Origin of the sequence: Serratia sp. UGAL515B_01 (assembly GCF_033095805.1) — a bacterium.
Taxonomy (GTDB): domain Bacteria; phylum Pseudomonadota; class Gammaproteobacteria; order Enterobacterales; family Enterobacteriaceae; genus Chania.
Map to the genome: position 1 here is coordinate 573,919 of NZ_CP109901.1, position 16,749 is coordinate 590,667.

The 16,749-nt window shown below is 44.1% G+C and carries 13 protein-coding genes and 1 pseudogene; 12 read left to right on the forward strand and 2 right to left on the reverse strand.

Annotated elements, in window-relative coordinates; translation table 11 throughout:
- Positions 1–40 precede the first annotated feature (40 nt).
- The 11 genes and pseudogenes from OK023_RS02780 to OK023_RS02830 all read left to right on the forward strand — a co-directional run bounded on the left by OK023_RS02780 (position 41) and on the right by OK023_RS02830 (position 9,765).
- Positions 41–1,324 (forward strand): tyrosine-type recombinase/integrase, encoded by a 1,284-nt coding sequence (locus OK023_RS02780; protein ID WP_317694673.1) that lies wholly within the window; start codon positions 41–43, stop codon positions 1,322–1,324.
- A 297-nt stretch (positions 1,325–1,621) separates the two neighbouring features.
- Positions 1,622–2,503 (forward strand): YPO3983 family protein, encoded by an 882-nt coding sequence (locus tag OK023_RS02785; RefSeq protein ID WP_317694674.1) that lies wholly within the window; start codon positions 1,622–1,624, stop codon positions 2,501–2,503.
- Positions 2,487–2,960, forward strand: a complete 474-nt coding sequence (locus OK023_RS02790) for a DUF943 family protein (RefSeq protein WP_317694675.1) — start codon at positions 2,487–2,489, stop codon at positions 2,958–2,960. The genes OK023_RS02785 and OK023_RS02790 overlap by 17 nt, the downstream gene beginning before the upstream one ends.
- Before the next feature lie 328 nt (positions 2,961–3,288).
- A complete protein-coding gene (locus OK023_RS02795; protein ID WP_317694676.1) occupies positions 3,289–3,585 on the forward strand; it encodes a hypothetical protein in 297 nt (98 codons plus the stop codon).
- A 407-nt stretch (positions 3,586–3,992) separates the two neighbouring features.
- Entirely contained in the window at positions 3,993–4,865 is an 873-nt protein-coding gene (locus tag OK023_RS02800) for a YPO3983 family protein (RefSeq protein WP_317694677.1), read from the forward strand.
- Positions 4,855–5,313: a DUF943 family protein gene (locus OK023_RS02805; protein WP_317694678.1), complete on the forward strand. Its 459-nt coding sequence runs from the start codon at positions 4,855–4,857 to the stop codon at positions 5,311–5,313. The genes OK023_RS02800 and OK023_RS02805 overlap by 11 nt, the downstream gene beginning before the upstream one ends.
- A gap of 187 nt (positions 5,314–5,500) precedes the next feature.
- Positions 5,501–6,199 (forward strand): annotated as a pseudogene (locus OK023_RS02810) (IS1 family transposase).
- A gap of 419 nt (positions 6,200–6,618) precedes the next feature.
- Entirely contained in the window at positions 6,619–7,224 is a 606-nt protein-coding gene (locus OK023_RS02815; protein WP_317694679.1) for a LysE family translocator, read from the forward strand.
- A gap of 385 nt (positions 7,225–7,609) precedes the next feature.
- Positions 7,610–7,807, forward strand: coding sequence for a DUF1471 domain-containing protein (locus tag OK023_RS02820; protein WP_317694680.1), 198 nt, complete (start codon positions 7,610–7,612; stop codon positions 7,805–7,807).
- Between the two features lie 106 nt (positions 7,808–7,913).
- Entirely contained in the window at positions 7,914–8,996 is a 1,083-nt protein-coding gene (locus OK023_RS02825; protein ID WP_317694681.1) for an LLM class flavin-dependent oxidoreductase, read from the forward strand.
- Entirely contained in the window at positions 8,989–9,765 is a 777-nt protein-coding gene (locus OK023_RS02830; protein ID WP_317694682.1) for an arylamine N-acetyltransferase family protein, read from the forward strand. The genes OK023_RS02825 and OK023_RS02830 overlap by 8 nt, the downstream gene beginning before the upstream one ends.
- Before the next feature lie 66 nt (positions 9,766–9,831).
- On the opposite strand, the gene rapA is transcribed toward OK023_RS02830, so the two are convergent.
- Positions 9,832–12,738 carry an RNA polymerase-associated protein RapA gene (gene rapA / locus OK023_RS02835; protein ID WP_317694683.1) on the reverse strand — a complete coding sequence of 969 codons (2,907 nt, stop codon included), beginning with the start codon at positions 12,736–12,738 and terminating at the stop codon, positions 9,832–9,834.
- Between the two features lie 691 nt (positions 12,739–13,429).
- Positions 13,430–15,796, reverse strand: coding sequence for a DNA polymerase II (locus OK023_RS02840; RefSeq protein ID WP_317694684.1), 2,367 nt, complete (start codon positions 15,794–15,796; stop codon positions 13,430–13,432).
- Between the two features lie 178 nt (positions 15,797–15,974).
- Here OK023_RS02840 and OK023_RS02845 point away from each other — a divergent pair, with 178 nt between their 5' ends.
- Positions 15,975–16,742 carry a DedA family protein gene (locus tag OK023_RS02845; protein ID WP_317694685.1) on the forward strand — a complete coding sequence of 256 codons (768 nt, stop codon included), beginning with the start codon at positions 15,975–15,977 and terminating at the stop codon, positions 16,740–16,742.
- Positions 16,743–16,749: the final 7 nt, after the last annotated feature.

Consider the following 16,749-nt stretch of genomic DNA (forward strand, 5'->3'; position numbering starts at 1 on the left):
ATCAGTCATACTATAGTTACTTACACATGGAGCTAACTAGGTGGAAAAAAAAGAGAGAAAACCACTGTCAACCAAAGCCATTGAAGCCATGAAACCCGGTGACAAAGATAAAGCTGATACCGGCGAAAATAGGGGATTACGGCTTACTTGCGGCGCTACCGGCATTAAAACTTTCTTCTACCGTTACATCAGTCCCCTGACTCACAAACTTACCCAAGTTAAGATCGGTCATTTCCCTAATATCTCACTTGCTCAGGCTCGTACTGAACTACAAACACTTAAGCTGGTAAAGAATGAAGGTCGCTGCCCTGCCAGTGAACTGAAAGCAGAAAGGCACCACAAACAGCAAACGGAACTCGCTGAGAAAAAGGCTGTTTTCACCGTCAAAGATTTGGTCGAACTGTATTTGACCCAACATATTGAAGATCGTCATGGAAAAGATAACAAAATCATCCAAGGAGCCAGAAAACCGCAAAGCCAGTACGCTACCCGAAGAACTTTAACCAAAGATGTGGTGGATAAAATCGGCCAGTCTCCTGCGCAGGAAGTCACCCGTAAGGATGTTGTCGATCTAGTTATGGCTGTTGTTCAACGCGGCGCTAATGTGCTTGCCGGAATTATTCTACGCGAACTCTGTGCGGCTTACGAGTTTGCTCTTGGACTGGGCAAGCTGGATGAAAATTTTGTTAACCCAGCGTTGCTGGCCAAAGCCAGTCTGACACAAGCCAAGATGAAACTGACCTCTACGCCCGGCAAGCGAGTGCTAACCGACGGCGAATTAGCTCAATTTCTGCGGTGGCTACCAACATCGAGTTACCCGTCTAATATTAAAAATGTTTTGCAATTGACGCTTCTAACAGGGTGCCGTACTGGGGAAGTCTGTGCACTGGCGTGGGATAATGTTGATCTGCAAAGAGGGACAATCCACCTGCGAGAAACCAAGACAGGTATTGAGCGCCATGTTCAGTTATCGCGCCAGGCGATAGCCTTTCTTGAATCACTCAGAGCATCTTCTACGGCCCATCATCTTTTTGCTTCCCGTGGGCGTAACAAACCGATCACTCAGCCTTTCCTCAATGAGGCTTCAAACCGGTTACGCAAGTTGGGCTTAATGATAGATATAGAGCCTTGGACACCACACGATTTACGCAGAACCGTGCGAACTGGCTTGGCCCGTATTGGATGCCCCAGTGAGGTTGCTGAAGCCGTTTTAGGGCATTCACGCAAGGGTATTGAAGGTACTTATGACCTCCACCACTACGAGGCTGAGTGTAAAGAGTGGCTGCAAAAATGGGCAGATTATCACGATACGTTGAAAAAGTGATTTTCTGTTGATGTTCTTAAGTCAATGAGTTAAGCACACCATTAGCCCTTCAGTAGTACTTATCATAAGGCGTTGATGGGAAAGATTGAATATTCTTGCATTGGATGGATGCAGGTATATAATTTTCATACTTCGAGTTGTGTTTACAATTTCCTTAACCTCCTGCAACTTGAACTATTTTTGATTATAGTACCCTGATAAAACTCCATTTCTAGTGACTCCCACAGCCCAGTTTAGGGTAAACCCTTGGTCTGATATGGAAGATGAGAAGCCGTTAACAACAAAATGGAATTTTCTATGTCAGAAACCACCCAATCATCTGTAGAAGCGTTGCGCTTTCCTTGTACTGTATTCAGAACGCAAAGACGCATGGATGATTACGGTGCTGATGATATGCGGTGTGGTGATCTCAGCGAAACGCAGTTAAAAAATGATTTTAAACTGAATGATGTGTCCAGCAAGGTTAACCCGTACACCCTAACGTTGGCTAAACAGCTAAAACTCCGATCTTATGGTTATGGCTTTGAGGCTGATACGGATCTGAAAAGCAAGAAGATAACACGGCAAGAATGCGCGAATATCCTTTTTGATGAGTTTCGTAGCCTCTCAAAGCAAGTTTCTTTTTACGGTCCCTACCAGAAACTTATCGGAAAGATGATTGATCATATGCAGAAAGGGAATGGTGCACCGTTCAGAGATATATTGTTAAATGCAGCGTTAAAAGAGCAAATTCTTGAGGATACATCATCAGATAATAGTTCACGTTTATTATTGAAATTAATTTTTGATAAAAATATAGACTGGAAAAACAAGTGTTATCCAGCAGAAAAAGAGAGCGCTATTAGAAATGCTATATCTTTTGGGAGATTGCCAAAATTTGACAGGTTGAAGGATCGCGTTAACGGACTAGGTATTACCGTACACGATATATATGCAGCACATATCACTATAAGATCTCTACAGATTGACAATGACCGCTACCGCGCTGTTGTTCATTATAATGTTCAAGATCACTTTGGACTGGATGACGATGATATTAGAAAATTTCGCAATTACTCTTTATTATTTCGTATTTGGTTCGTACTACAGCGATTCAATCAGTTCGCTTATAAACCATTCATGACGAACATGGAAGCTACCATAGAAATTACAGGAGTTCGTAATGACAAGCAAAAATAAAAAAAACATCTGTATACTATTACTGATTTTTATTGCTATCACTAGTTATTTTCTATGGCTCTCAAACCGTGCAGTAGAAATTATTGCAGTTCATCAAGATTATAATTTCAGTTCTGTTTTAGTGAAAAATTTCCCATTGACCGATAAAGGGAAAATAAATTGGTGGCTTGAAAACAGAGATATGCTGGAAGCTAAATTCAATATTCCAAAACATGCACCTGATGGAAGTTTCACTATTATTTTCTGGGATTTTGGAGATGGTTATAAAGAAGAAGGGAAATATGACAGATTATGTTTCAATGATATGAAAACTGATAAAAACTGTATAGAAAAAGAAAAATATATGACTATTTATAAGTTCAATAATGAAGAACCATTTTTTTCATTCAATGGAAGTAGATATCTATTGGGAGAAAGTAATAAAATAATAAAAATGAAGCAAGATGATAAAAGCTGAACACATTGAGTGGTTAACTTTCACACAAGAAAAGTATGACCATATACTGATTGGTATTATTATGTAATGCAACTCCTAAATCTCTCCTGAAATAATACAGGAGCTCACTTCAATAGTATTTAATCTCGCGTACAAGTAATACGAGCTTCCCATAATGCCATTAAAAGCGGCTAGACGACAATAGATGCACCAGCCGCTGCTCATCCAAGGTAAATTGCTACGATGCTTGATTTTTCAAATTGATCTTTAAGTATGGATGATGCCAACTTTCATCAATCAAGCGGTAAGAAATAAACCCATCGTGCTCTAACGCACATATCAGACCTCGATGAGTAGAGACAAATTGGTAGACAGCCAAGCTTTCCAACCCTTGCAGCATATGAGCCAGCAGCTTGCGGCGCATTACATCACGCCTCCGCCGTGTTCTACGGCCCATCATCTTTTTGCTTCCCGTGGGCGTAACAAACCGATCACTCAGCCTTTCCTCAATGAGGCTTCAAACCGGTTACGCAAGTTGGGCTTAATGATAGATATAGAGCCTTGGACACCACACGATTTACGCAGAACCGTGCGTATTGGCTTGGCCCTATTGGATGCCCCAATGAAGTCGCTGAAGCCGTTTTAGGCCATTCACGTAAGGGTATCGAAGGCACTTACGATCTCTACCGCTACAAGGCTGAGTGTAAGGTTTGGCTGCAAAAATGGGCGGATTATCTCGATACATTGAAAAAGTGATTTTCTGTTGATGTTCTTAAGTCAATGAGTTGAGCACACCATTAGCCCTTCAGTAGTACTTATCATAAGGCGTTGATGGGAAAGATTGAATATTCTTGCATTGGATGGATGCAGGTATATAATTTTCATACTTCGAGTTGTGTTTACAATTTCCTTAACCTCCTGCAACTTGAACTATTTTTGATTATAATACCCTGATAAAACTCCATTTCTAGTCATTCCCACAGCCCAGTTTAGGGTAAACCCTTGGTCTGATATGGAAGATGAGAAGCCGTTAACAACAAAATGGAATTTTCTATGTCAGAAACCACCCAATCACCTGTAGAAGCGTTGCGCTTTCCTTGTACTGTATTCAGAACGCAAAGACGCATGGATGATTACGGTGCTGATGATATGCGGTGTGGTGATCTCAGCGAAACGCAGTTAAAAAATGATTTTAAACTGAATGATGTGTCCAGCAAGGTTAACCCGTACACCCTAACGTTGGCTAAACAGCTAAAACTCCGATCTTATGGTTATGGCTTTGAGGCTGATACGGATCTGAAAAGCAAGAAGATAACACGGCAAGAATGCGCGAATATCCTTTTTGATGAGTTTCGTAGCCTCTCAAAGCAAGTTTCTTTTTACGGTCCCTACCAGAAACTTATCGGAAAGATGATTGACCATATGCAGAAAGGTAATGGTGTGCCGTTTAGGGATATGTTGTTAAATGCAGCGTTAAAAGAGCAAATTCTTAGTGATGTGTTAGGCAATAGCACATACTTACGGATCAAAAAAGCCTTAACTAAGTATATAGACTGGGAAAACAGATGTTATCCGGCAGATAATAAGATTGACATAACAGAAGCTATCCTCGGTGGCATACTTCCAAAATTTGACAGGTTGCAGGATAGAGTTAACGGACTAGGTATTACCGTACATGATATATATGCTGCACATATCACTATAAGATCTCTACAGATTGACAATGACCGCTACCGAGCTGTTGTGCATTATAATGTTCAAGATCACTTTGGACTGGATGACGATGATATTAGAAAGTTTCGCAATTACTCTTTATTATTTCGTATTTGGTTCGTACTGCAGCGATTCAATCAGTTTGTTTATAAACCATTCATGACTAACATGGAAGCTACTGTAGAGATTACAGGGAGACGCAATGAAAATTAAAATATATATTAGTATAATTTTTTTTTGTAGTATCCTGTTGGGATTGGGACTCTGGATTTTGCGACATCCGGTAGAAATTATCGATGTACATCAGAGAGTTAAATACAGTGATATTCTGGTAAAAAACTTTCCTTTTACTGATAAAGGTAAAATAAAATGGTGGTTAGAAAACAAAGACATGCTGAAAGAAAAATACAACATCCCTAATCCTACACAAGATGGTTTATTTTCTGTTACCTTCTGGGATTTTGGGGAAGGCTATAAAGAAGATAAATATGATAGAAGATGCTTTGATGACATGAAAACCAATAAAAACTGCATTGAAAAAAAAATAATATTCACGGTTGATAATGACAAGCATAAAAGAATAATTTTCACTATGTATGATGGCGATGATTATCGTATGAATGAAAATGGTGATATAATAAAAATGAAACGAGATGATTAAAGCTGAACACACTGAGTGGTTAACTTTCATACAAGGAAATTATGACCATATACTGATTGGCATTATTATATAATGTAACTCCTAAATCGCTCCTGTATTATTTCAGGAGCTCAGTTCAATAGTATTTAATCTCGGGTCGTGACGCAGACTTGCTGATCGCGTATGCTCCGCACTTTGGATAAAATTCATGGCAAAAGTTGATGTCGTCTGCCCTCAGTGCAATGAAACCCAGGGTGTACGATGTAACGGACATTCAGGATCCGGTGCCCAGCGTTACATCTGCAAGCTCTGCTCAAAGACCTTTCAGCTCAACTTTAGCTATTCCGGTGCCAAACCAGACACACACCAAACCATTGTTAATATGGCGATGAATGGTTCTGGATGTCGCGATACCGCACGGGTTCTCGGCATCAGCCTCAATACCGTTCTGCGGCACTTAAAAAAATTTCGCCAAAACAGGTAGCTGAGAATATCGACCGCTAAAGCGGAAGTCGTTATCTGCTGTGAAGCCGATGAACAGTGGTCTTACGTGCGGTGTAAAGCCAATCCCCGGTGGTTGTTCTACGCTGATGACCGTATCCGCAAACGGGCTCTGGCCCACGTCTTCTGCCCGAGAAATACCTCGACTCTGCAACGATTGTTGGCCCTGTTAAGCAAATTTAACATTGCCTTTTATATGACAGATGCGTGGCCGGTTTATAAGGTCCTGTTAAGTGCAACAAGCTACGTGGTGAGCAAGAAATATACCCAAAGGATAGAACGGCATAATCCTAATCTTCGCACACATATCAAACGACTGACCCGCAGAACAATTTGCTTTTCGAAGTCAGAGGAAATGCACGATAAGATCATCGGTGGGTATTTTACTATTCATCACTATCAATAAATCGTGCGTCACGACCCGAAATGCCGACAAGATCATCGATACTTTCTTTGAACGCTAATATTACGTTTGATGCAGCATCAACTTATTGAATACATGACCAGAAAAACCAGTAAAAAATATAAATTATATTTTGATAACAACCAGCCCCTGAAAAAATAAGTGAAAATTAGTTATAGATGAATGTAAATGAGGTAGCATATTTTCTGTTAACGAATGGGGTAGTTGCCTCGATCTTATGTATCTTGACAAGTTACCCTCACATAGGCACCGAAAAATATACTACGTGAATAAGGTGAATTTATTAATTTTTTACAATATCTAAAATTTTTATATAATATGTTGTCACTGAGTAAAAAATACGAAATTTAGGCTACAATAAAAGTATTCCAATACTTAAGTCACGTTTACGGATTAGAAAAATGCAAGTATCAAATGAATTTCTCGCTATGGCAGGTTATGTCGCTCTTATTTTAATCATACCAGGACCTACTAATACTTTGTTACTGTCTTCAGGTGTTCGTAACGGACTATCTAAAACGATACCTCTAGTTTTTGCTGAAGCGTTTGGATACTTCCTTGCAATTACGTTTTGGGGTGCTTTTTTATTATCTATAGAAAATTTTTTACCATCTATTTTTCAATGGACAAGAATAACATGTGCTATTTATATATTTTGGTTGGCTTTTAAAATGTGGAGAATAAGTTCAAATCTTGATGAACCTAAAGAGGGAAAATCAGATTTCATCCAAGTTTTCATTACTACTCTATTGAATCCAAAGGCATTAATTTTTTCCAGTTCTATCATTCCGGAAACGGCTTTTATTTCTATTGATAATTTCGTTTACGCTATGGCTGTATTCCTCATTATTCTTTTTCCTGTTGGAGTTCTGTGGGCCTCTCTAGGCGGACTTATGAAAATAAGCTTAAACACAGGAAGCCATATCAAAGTTATCCTTCGTGTTGCTTCATGTTTCCTAATTTTCTTCTCTTTTCTTCTGGTTTATTCTGGGGTGATAAAAAGATGAAGGAAGGTTAGTCTTATACAACTTAAAAAGTTAAATAAGCCCTGAAATGATAAAGAAATGCGAAAATCAGGAAAAAGTGAGGTCAGTATTATTGGATGTAGAGGTTGATAATGATTTTTTTGATGCGATTCTGACGCTCGCTCATCTTAACCACATGATTAGCTATGCGTCTGGGGATTTTTGTAGCCTAATTATAATTTGAATAGGTCTAGATCAACTTCAATGGCTTTATTTTTGGACATGATAAGTTGATTATTTATGGCGTTCATTTTTTTTGAAAGACTTGTACAGAGAGTTGTAGTTTCAACTTACTATAACTATGAGTATTATTGCTACATCAAGGTAATGATAATACAAATAAACCTTATGATTAAAGGAGGTTATCATGAAAAGCGTCAACAAATTTGTTGTAGCCGTGGCAATTAATCTGGTTTCATTTGGCAGTGTTGCTCAGAGCGTCAGCGTCAGAGCTTTAACCATTGAGGAGGCTAAAGCGAAGGTCGCGGCGCAGGCTAAAAAATCCAGAGTATCCTACAAAATCATTTCAACATATTTCAATAACGGTGCGTATATGGTCGCCTGACTAAATAAATTATAAAGGCTGAGATTAGGCTGTATATCGGCCATCCTCCATCAATTCTTACAATCACATATTGAGTATTTTATCAGTGGCATAAGGGAATTAAGTTATGAGTGAAAAAAAAACTCACTTCAAAATAGGTATCTCGTCTATCGGGGCACATCTGCGTGATCCGCTTACTAATAAAAAAACGACTGAGCAGGAACGTATTAGGCAATTGGTTGATATGGCAATACAGGCGGAAGCTGAGGGGCTTGATGTTTATGCGCTTGGTGAAAGTCACCAAGAAGGTTTTGTCAGCGCAGCTCATACCGTTATCCTTGGTGCCATTGCTCAAGCTACGCAAAAAATTACGTTGATGAGCTCCGTAACCGTGATCAGTACTTTGGATCCTGTCCGTACATTTGAAGATTTCGCAACCTTAGACTTGCTGTCAAATGGTCGGACGGAAATTGTTGTTGGAAGGGGATCGCGAGTGGGCGGTTTTAGTCTGCTGGGGTACTCTGCAAATGATTACGAGGCATTGTTCGACGAAAAAATCGACTTGCTCACCACTATTAATCGTGCAAGTGGAGAAAAACGGCCGATAAACTGGCAGGGTAAATTTCGGCCTCCGCTGGTTAATGCCAGAATCTTTCCTCAACCGCAGGATAGGCAGTTGAAGATCTGGCATGCTGTTGGGGGGCACAGCAGCAGTGCTGTCGCTGCGGCTAAAAGAGGGTTGCCGATGATGTTGACCACATTAGCGGGCGAATCGCTGAATTTCAAACAAGCGATCGATGCCTTCCGGAAAACCGCTGAAATAGCGGGGCACCAAGCGTTCGACCTGCCGATTACAACCACCAGTTGGTTCCATACGGCACACACTGACGAACAGGCGGTCGAGGAGTTCTACCCTTACTTCAACGGTATGACGAAAGAATTGCGCTCTGATTCCGTGCCGAAAGAGTTTCTGCATCGTAGCTTGGCCATAGACAATGCGATGATGATTGGGTCACCAGCCACTATTATAGAAAAACTGAAATATCAGTATCGGCTTTACAAACAACAACAGTTTCTTGCTCATGTTGATACCGGTGCTTTACCGGAAGCATTGGTAAAAAATAATATCGATGTATTAGCCAATATTATTGCACCTGAAATCCGTTCATTTGTTGCGGATGAGTCAAAATTGAGTGATAACCATGGGTAATCTCAGCCAAATTTTTTATCGACGAATAGGGCTGAATAATGAAGAAGTGAGTTGGACGCCAGCTGGAATCAATAAAATTATTGCATACAGCCAATTGTCATTACCGTTCGATAATCTGAGCGTTTTTAACTCACCAGACACGCCTTTCACAAGGGCGTATGTCGAGCAAAAGATACTGACAAAAGGGCAAGGAGGCTTGTGCTATGAATTGAACTCTCTGTTTTACGAGGTGATGAAGGAGAATGGGGTTTCGACTAGTCTGATCACTGCAACCGTCTACGATAACGCGACTAACGATTGGCTTGCTTTGCAAGAAACCCATGTGTTGAGCATTATCCATGTTGAGGGAAACGCTTATCTGGTTGATATCGGTTTAGGCCTCAAGAGCCCCAGGGTTATTGTTCCGTTGAATGGGCGTATTGTCACTTTTCAAGAAACTCAGTATCAGGTGACGAAAGACGTTGATTTTTATTATTTCAATTTTAAACAGGCAGGCGAGCAGAATTGGAATATCGGATACCGTTTTGCCACTAACTATAGCAGCGTATCTCTTGGGGAACTGGAAATAAACCGTCAAATCATCACGTTTGATAATAAGTCACCATTCAATAAGGGTCCGCTGATTGCAATTTTTACTACAGATGGTAGCAGGCTATTGACGCCTTCAAACTATACAATTACGGATGCCGCAGGGAAAACTAAATACCCGCTGTCACCGGAAGTGTTCAAAGAACTGGCTAGAGAATTTACTTTCCCTCTTCTGGTTTAGTACATCAGAAATAGCAGGCATGTGGGTACCGCGTTATGCGGGGAAGCTCCTTCCCCGCATATTAACTCACTGATGTGTTACGACAATTGCGCGAATGGCATCCAGACGCCATCCTGCCTCGTTCAGATTGCGCAATACCTCACGGCGATTGAATTCCAATGTTTCGACTTCATCATCACGAATATTTGGATTAACCGCTTTCAGCGCTTCTAGACGTGCTAACTCGGTGCTGAGTTTGTCATCTGCTTCGTGTTTAGCGCTTTCGATCAATCCGCGAGCCTGGTCCTCAATCAAAATTTCAGCCTGCTGCAACATGGCGTGTATTTCTTGCTGAACTGCGTTGACCAGCTTGCTTGAGGTGTGGCGATTGACCGAGTTCAACTGACGATTGAAGCTTTCGAACTCAACTTGTGTTGCCAGATTGGTTCCTTTGCGATCCATTAACATCCGGATCGGTGTCGGTGGCAAGAAACGAGTCAGTTGCAAGTGTTTGGGTGCCTGAGCCTCAACCACATAAATCAGTTCAACCAACAGGGTACCGACCGGTAGCGCCTTGTTCTTGAGTAAGGAAACAGCACAACTTCCTGTATCGCCGGAGAGGATCAAGTCCAGACCGTTACGGATGATAGGATGTTCCCAACTGACAAACTGCGCATCTTCACGCGACAATGCTTGTTCACGATCGAAGGTCACCGTACATCCATCCTGCGGTAATCCAGGAAAGTCCGGTACCAACATATGATCGGACGGCGTCAGAACAATCAGGTTATCGCTGCGGTCATCCTGGTTGATACCAACGATGTCAAACAGGTTTAGCGCAAAACTGACCAAGCTGATGTCATTGTCTTGTGCTGCAATAGCCTCTGCCAGTGCCTGAGCTTTTTCACCTCCGTTGGAGTGCATTTCCAGAAGGCGATCTCTGCCCTGTTCCAATTGAGCTTTAAGCTGGTTGTGCTGCTGGCGACAGGTATGAATAAATTCATCCAGGCCTTCTTGTTCTGCGGGTGCAGCCAGGTATCCAATCAGTTGCTCGTAGCAGCTGTCGTAAATATGGCGGCCGGTCGGGCAGGTGTGCTCGAAGGCATCCAGCCCCTCATGGAACCAGCGGCCGAGCACAGCCTGTGCCGTGTTTTCCAGATAAGGCACCATGATTTGGATATCGTGCATCTGGCCGATACGGTCTAGACGACCAATACGCTGTTCCAAAAGGTCAGGATTAAAGGGCAGATCGAACATTACCAGCTTGCTGGCAAATTGGAAGTTACGTCCTTCAGAACCTATTTCAGAACACAATAGCACCTGCGCACCTTCCTCTTGGGATGCGAAGTAAGCAGCTGCACGGTCACGCTCTATAATTGTTAGCCCCTCATGGAATACCGCAGAACGGATCGCTTCGCGTTCACGTAATACCTGTTCGAGCTGAAGTGCGGTAGCAGCCTTGGCACAAATCACCAGCACTTTTTCATGGCGGTTGGCGATCAGGTAGTCCAGTAGCCACTCGACTCGTGGATCGAAGTTCCACCAAGTCGCATTCTCCCCTTCGAATTCCTGATAAATTTGCTCAGGGTAGAGCATATCGCGTGCGCGTGCTTCCACGCTTTTCTTGGCGCCCATAATACCGGAAACCTTGATCGCTGTTTGATACTGCGTTGGTAATGGCAGTTTGATTTGGTGTAGCTGGCGATGGGGGAAACCCTTCACACCGTTACGGGTGTTGCGGAACAGTACACGACTTGTACCATGGCGATCCATCAACATGGTGACCAACTCTTGACGTGCCTGTTCGCTGTTATCGGTGTTGCTGTTGGCTGCTTTCAGCAGTGGCTCGATGTCTTGCTCGTCGATCAACTCTCCCAGCAGGTTGAGTTTGTCATCAGCCAGACGCTCACCACTTAGCAACAGTGCCACAGCATCGGCAACCGGGCGGTATTTCTGCTGTTCTGTCACAAACTCTTCGTAGTCGTGGAAGCGGCTAGGGTCTAGCAGACGCAGACGTGCAAAGTGACTTTGCTGGCCCAGTTGCTCTGGTGTAGCGGTTAACAACAATACGCCAGGAGTGTTTTCTGCCAGTTGTTCAATCACTTGATATTCGCGGCTCGGTGCTTCTTCGCTCCAGGCCAGATGATGCGCTTCGTCTACCACCAGAAGGTCCCAGTGGGCATCAGCCAACTGCTCAAGGCGCTGTTTGTTACGGCGAACAAAATCCAATGAGCAGATCACCAACTGTTCTGTTTCGAATGGGTTGCTGCTGTCTTGCACTGCTTCAGCATAACGGCTGTCATCAAACAGTGAGAAATACAGGTTGAAGCGGCGCATCATTTCAACCAGCCACTGATGCTGCAAGGTTTCTGGTACCACGATCAGCACGCGCTCGGCGCGGCCAGCCAGCAGTTGCTGATGAACAATCATACCGGCTTCAATGGTTTTACCCAGGCCGACCTCATCCGCCAGCAGTACGCGCGGCGCATGGCGTTGCCCTACTTCGTAGGCGATATGCAACTGATGTGGGATCAGGCTTGCACGCATGCCGCGCAGGCCAGCAAACGGCAGACGGTATTGCTCACTTTGGTATTTACGGGCACGAAAGCGCAGTGCAAAGCGATCCATGCGGTCAATCTGTCCGGCAAACAGGCGGTCTTGTGGCTTGCTGAAGGTGAGTTTGCTATCTAACAGCACTTCACGCATTGATACACCACTTTCTTGTGTATCAAGACGAGTTCCGATATAGGTCAACAGACCACTTTCCTCTTTGACTTCCTCTACATGTAACTGCCAGCCTTCGTGGCTATTGATAGTATCGCCTGGGTTGAACATCACGCGGGTAATTGGCGAGTCGTTTCTGGCATAGAGACGGTTTTCACCGGTTGCGGGGAAAAGCAGGGTAATCATGCGCGCATCCAGTGCTACAACAGTTCCCAATCCCAATTCGCTTTCCGTATCGCTGATCCAGCGTTGACCAAGTGTAAAAGGCATAGTTTGTTGGCTCGATTCTTATTAAGTAAGTCTTATTATCGGGCAGGTGTTGGGCCTCGATAACCTGTTTCAACTGTCTACGATCCACTGCATTTTTCCAGCTAACGCTGGATTGACCCGTCATACTTCAGGTTGCCATTGTGTTGGCAGCACTCAGTGACTCGTTACCTTCACGCAACTTGAGTTATGTAGAGTAGTATAGAACCCCTTTGCATTCATTTGGCTGCAGTATAGCTACCATGCATGCATCTGGTTACGGCACGGACAAATGGCGTTATTAGGCTGTGTTCCTTAACTGCACGTCGTGCCGTCGCAGACCCAAAAGCTTGTCATAAAGGCTGAGGGTGAAGGACAATGTGGTCTTTAAAGCGCGACAACACTGAATATAAACGTTGGGGACAAGCCGCAGGGCGAGGCTATTTGAGAGCATTTCTGCGTTGCTCGCCGCTTATTTGGCCCAACAAATTTCACGACTCACGCCCTGCGTTCAAATGACCACCAGCAGTACTCGCATGCAGTTGAGGGCCACAGCCTAGTATGGGTTCAGAATGCAGAAAGGGCGCTATGGTAATGTAAGGAGAAGCGTTCGTCACCTGTAAAACCCAATGATTTTCTTCTCTTATGTCATCCAGGAACACGGTAAATGGATGTAAAATCTGACAAGGTGATGCCTATCTCGCCTTTTAACTCATCAGAATAACCCCATTTGGCCTGTTACCAGTGTAGCAAAATCGTCGTGCAGGAATGGAAGAATAGCGTCTGCTATCGGTTTAAGCTGACGTTCAAGATAATGATCGTAATCGATCACCGATTGTCGGGTTTCCAGTGGTTCAGGCCCGGAAATGGTCATCACATAGCTGATCCACCCCCCATTCTGATACTGCAATGGTCGCCCTTGTTGGCGGTTGTAGTCATCTGCTATACGTGCTGCCCGAACATGAGGAGGAACATTGCGCTGATACTCACCCAGTTTACGCCGCAGGCGCTTGCGGTATACCAGTTGATCGTCAAATTCACCATTCAGCGTTTTGGTAACGTAATCACGTACAAGATCCTGATAAGGCTGCTGTTTAAAAATACGCTGATAGAGCTGTTGTTGGAAAATCTGTGCCAGCGGAGTCCAATCTGAACGCACCGTCTCAAGGCCTTTGTATACTATCTCTTCAGTGCCATCTGGCCTGGTTATTAATCCGGCATAACGTTTTTTACTGCCTTGTTCTGCACCCCGAATGGTAGGCATAAGAAAGCGCGAATAATGTGTTTCGAATTCCAGCTCAAGTGTGCTTTCTAATCCATATTGGTTCTGTAGATGTTGCTGCCACCATTGATTCACATGAGCAACCAGTTTGCGACCAATTTCAGCGGCCTGTTGCTCGCTGTGAGCTTTTTTCAACCATACAAACGTTGAGTCGGTATCGCCATAGATCACTTGATAGCCTTTTTGTTCGATCAGTTCTCTTGTCTGGCGCATGATTTCATGACCGCGCAGGGTGATCGATGAGGCTAAACGAGGATCAAAAAAACGGCAGCCGCTTGACCCCAGTACACCATAGAAAGCGTTCATAATGATCTTCAGTGCCTGAGATAGTGGTTTATTGTTCTGCCGTTTTGCCTCCTCACGCCCCTGCCAGATCTGACGAACAATCTCAGGCAAACAGTGTGTGTTACGTGAGAAGCGGGCATGACGGAATCCCGGTATTGAGCTTTCCTCATCGGGATGTTGCAGCCCTTCAACCAACCCTATAGGGTCGATAAGGAAGGTACGAATTATTGACGGGTACAGGCTTTTATAATCCAGCACTAGCACGGAGTTATATAAGCCGGGTTGGGAATCCATCACAAAACCGCCTGGGCTATGCTCTTCCGGTAACTCACCCTGGTTGGGAGCAACAAACCCCTGACGATGCATACGTGGAATATACAGATGGCTGAATGCTGCTACTGAGCCACCACTGCGATCCACAGCCAAGCCTGTGACGGTTGCGCGTTCTAGCAGGAAGGTCAGTAGCTCTGTTTTGGCAAAAATGCGCGTTACCAGTTCGCAATCTTTCAGGTTATAGCGTGCGAGAGCGGGTTTGTCTTCGGCAAAGCGCCGGTCTATCTCTGCCATTCGTTGGTAAGGATTGTCGATCGATTTACCTTCCCCAAGCAGGGTTTTTGCGACATATTCCAGACTGAATGAGGGAAAGTTCCAGGTTGCTGATTTTAGCGCTTCGATACCATCAATAATCAATCTCCCAGTTGCACTGGCGAAGAAATGATTCTGTTTAAAGCCATGTTCGCGCCATTCGAGTAGATTGCCACCGCGCCCAAAACGTAGTGGGATCTGGTAGCGCTCAGCATGTTTTTGCAGCACTCGCAGATCGAACTGAACAAGATTCCAACCGATAATGGCATCGGGATCGTGCTGTTCTAGCCATTGATTTAAACGTTCAAGCAGTTGTGGACGGCTGTTACAGTATTCCAGATCGAAATCCAGCGGTTCGTTACTGCCATTAGCTGGGCCAAGCATATACACTTGGCGTTGGCCGCATCCTTCGAGAGCAATCGAATAAAGTTCGCCGTGGGTGGTGGTTTCAATATCGAGCGATACCAACTTCAGCGTTGGTCGATAATCGGGTGAGGGTTTCATCTGGCAATTGATCCATTGCCCCTTACCATTCGGTTCGCCGCTGAACCATACTGGCGCGGTAATAAAACGCTCCATAAGATAGCGTTCCGGTGGGCGGATATCGGCCTCAAATACGTTGATACCGCCTTCTTTTAGCAGCTTCTCCAACCTGAGCAACTGGCGATGTTGGCGGCAATAGAGGCCAAATACAGGGCGTGAGTGAAAATCCCGCAGAGGTAGGGATTTCAACTCGATATGCTGTTCTTTCCCCAGCAACAACTCAGCCCGTTGACGTTGTTCGGCGGGAATGAATGCGACAGACGTTTGAGGAGCTAACCTTAACCTTTGTGCCCCGCTGTCGGTGGCCAGCCAGAACTCAACTTCGGTGCCGGTCGGGGTATCATGCCAATGGCGGGTAAGTAGGAACCCCTGATGCAGTGACTTCACTCTGATCCCAGTCTAGAAAGCGACGATTAATGATTATCTACAGTATGTTTTTTTATACAGTAACTGTCCATAGTTGGCCTGATTGACCAACTATGGATACAATTTAAAGAGTCGCTCAGTTTTGTCTACTCCGTGTCATTTATCGGCCATGCGTTTTTTGCTAAAGAAAAGAGGTCTAATGGAAGCCTACTTACAACAGTTACTTACCCATTCGTTGGCATTAACCTTGGTGGTCATCGTATTTGTTACATTTCTTGAGTCATTAGCGTTGGTCGGTTTGTTATTGCCGGGTACGATATTGATGGCCAGCATTGGTGCGCTGATTGGCGGTGGTCAGGTGAATTTCTATATGGGATGGGCTGCCTGCGTAATTGGGTGTCTGCTCGGGGACTGGTGTTCCTATTTTATCGGACGTTCTTTCAAAGAGCCGTTGCATCGTTTGTCATTTTTTAAGAAGAACAAAGCGATGATGGATAAAACCGAGCACGCGCTTTACCAGCACAGTATGGTTACCGTATTGATTGGCCGCTTTATCGGACCTATGCGCCCGCTTGTGCCGATGGTTGCCGGAATGCTTGATTTGCCTCCTTATAAATTTGCTTTACCCAACATTATCGCTTGCCTTATTTGGCCACCGTTCTATTTCTTACCGGGTATTTTGGCAGGAGTAGCGATCTATATTCCCGCTAGCGCCGATAGCGGGCAATTCAAATGGTTGTTGTTTGGTGCAGTGGTGCTGTTTGGGCTGGCCGTTTGGCTGAGTTGGCACTGGTGGCGTGAGGTTAAGAATGGCATTAGCCCGTCGGCTCGCTGGCTCTATTCTCTCCGGTTGCGATTTGTTTGTGGCCTGAGTTGGGTAGCAACGTTGGTGTGCTGGTATTATCTGTCTATACACCCGTTGATGCCGGTTTACTGGAAGCTCTTGCAGAAAGTGTTGATCGCTTGACCGTCTT

What these genes read in the sequence shown, in the direction of transcription:
- OK023_RS02785 (WP_317694674.1), top strand. Translation starts at nt 1,622, where the DNA reads ATGTCAGAAACCACCCAATCATCTGTAGAAGCGTTGCGCTTTCCTTGT.
- OK023_RS02790 (WP_317694675.1), top strand. Translation starts at nt 2,487, where the DNA reads ATGACAAGCAAAAATAAAAAAAACATCTGTATACTATTACTGATTTTT.
- OK023_RS02795 (WP_317694676.1), top strand. Translation starts at nt 3,289, where the DNA reads ATGAGTAGAGACAAATTGGTAGACAGCCAAGCTTTCCAACCCTTGCAG.
- OK023_RS02800 (WP_317694677.1), top strand. Translation starts at nt 3,993, where the DNA reads ATGTCAGAAACCACCCAATCACCTGTAGAAGCGTTGCGCTTTCCTTGT.
- OK023_RS02805 (WP_317694678.1), top strand. Translation starts at nt 4,855, where the DNA reads ATGAAAATTAAAATATATATTAGTATAATTTTTTTTTGTAGTATCCTG.
- OK023_RS02815 (WP_317694679.1), top strand. Translation starts at nt 6,619, where the DNA reads ATGCAAGTATCAAATGAATTTCTCGCTATGGCAGGTTATGTCGCTCTT.
- OK023_RS02820 (WP_317694680.1), top strand. Translation starts at nt 7,610, where the DNA reads ATGAAAAGCGTCAACAAATTTGTTGTAGCCGTGGCAATTAATCTGGTT.
- OK023_RS02825 (WP_317694681.1), top strand. Translation starts at nt 7,914, where the DNA reads ATGAGTGAAAAAAAAACTCACTTCAAAATAGGTATCTCGTCTATCGGG.
- OK023_RS02830 (WP_317694682.1), top strand. Translation starts at nt 8,989, where the DNA reads ATGGGTAATCTCAGCCAAATTTTTTATCGACGAATAGGGCTGAATAAT.
- rapA (WP_317694683.1), bottom strand. Translation starts at nt 12,738, where the DNA reads ATGCCTTTTACACTTGGTCAACGCTGGATCAGCGATACGGAAAGCGAA.
- OK023_RS02845 (WP_317694685.1), top strand. Translation starts at nt 15,975, where the DNA reads ATGGAAGCCTACTTACAACAGTTACTTACCCATTCGTTGGCATTAACC.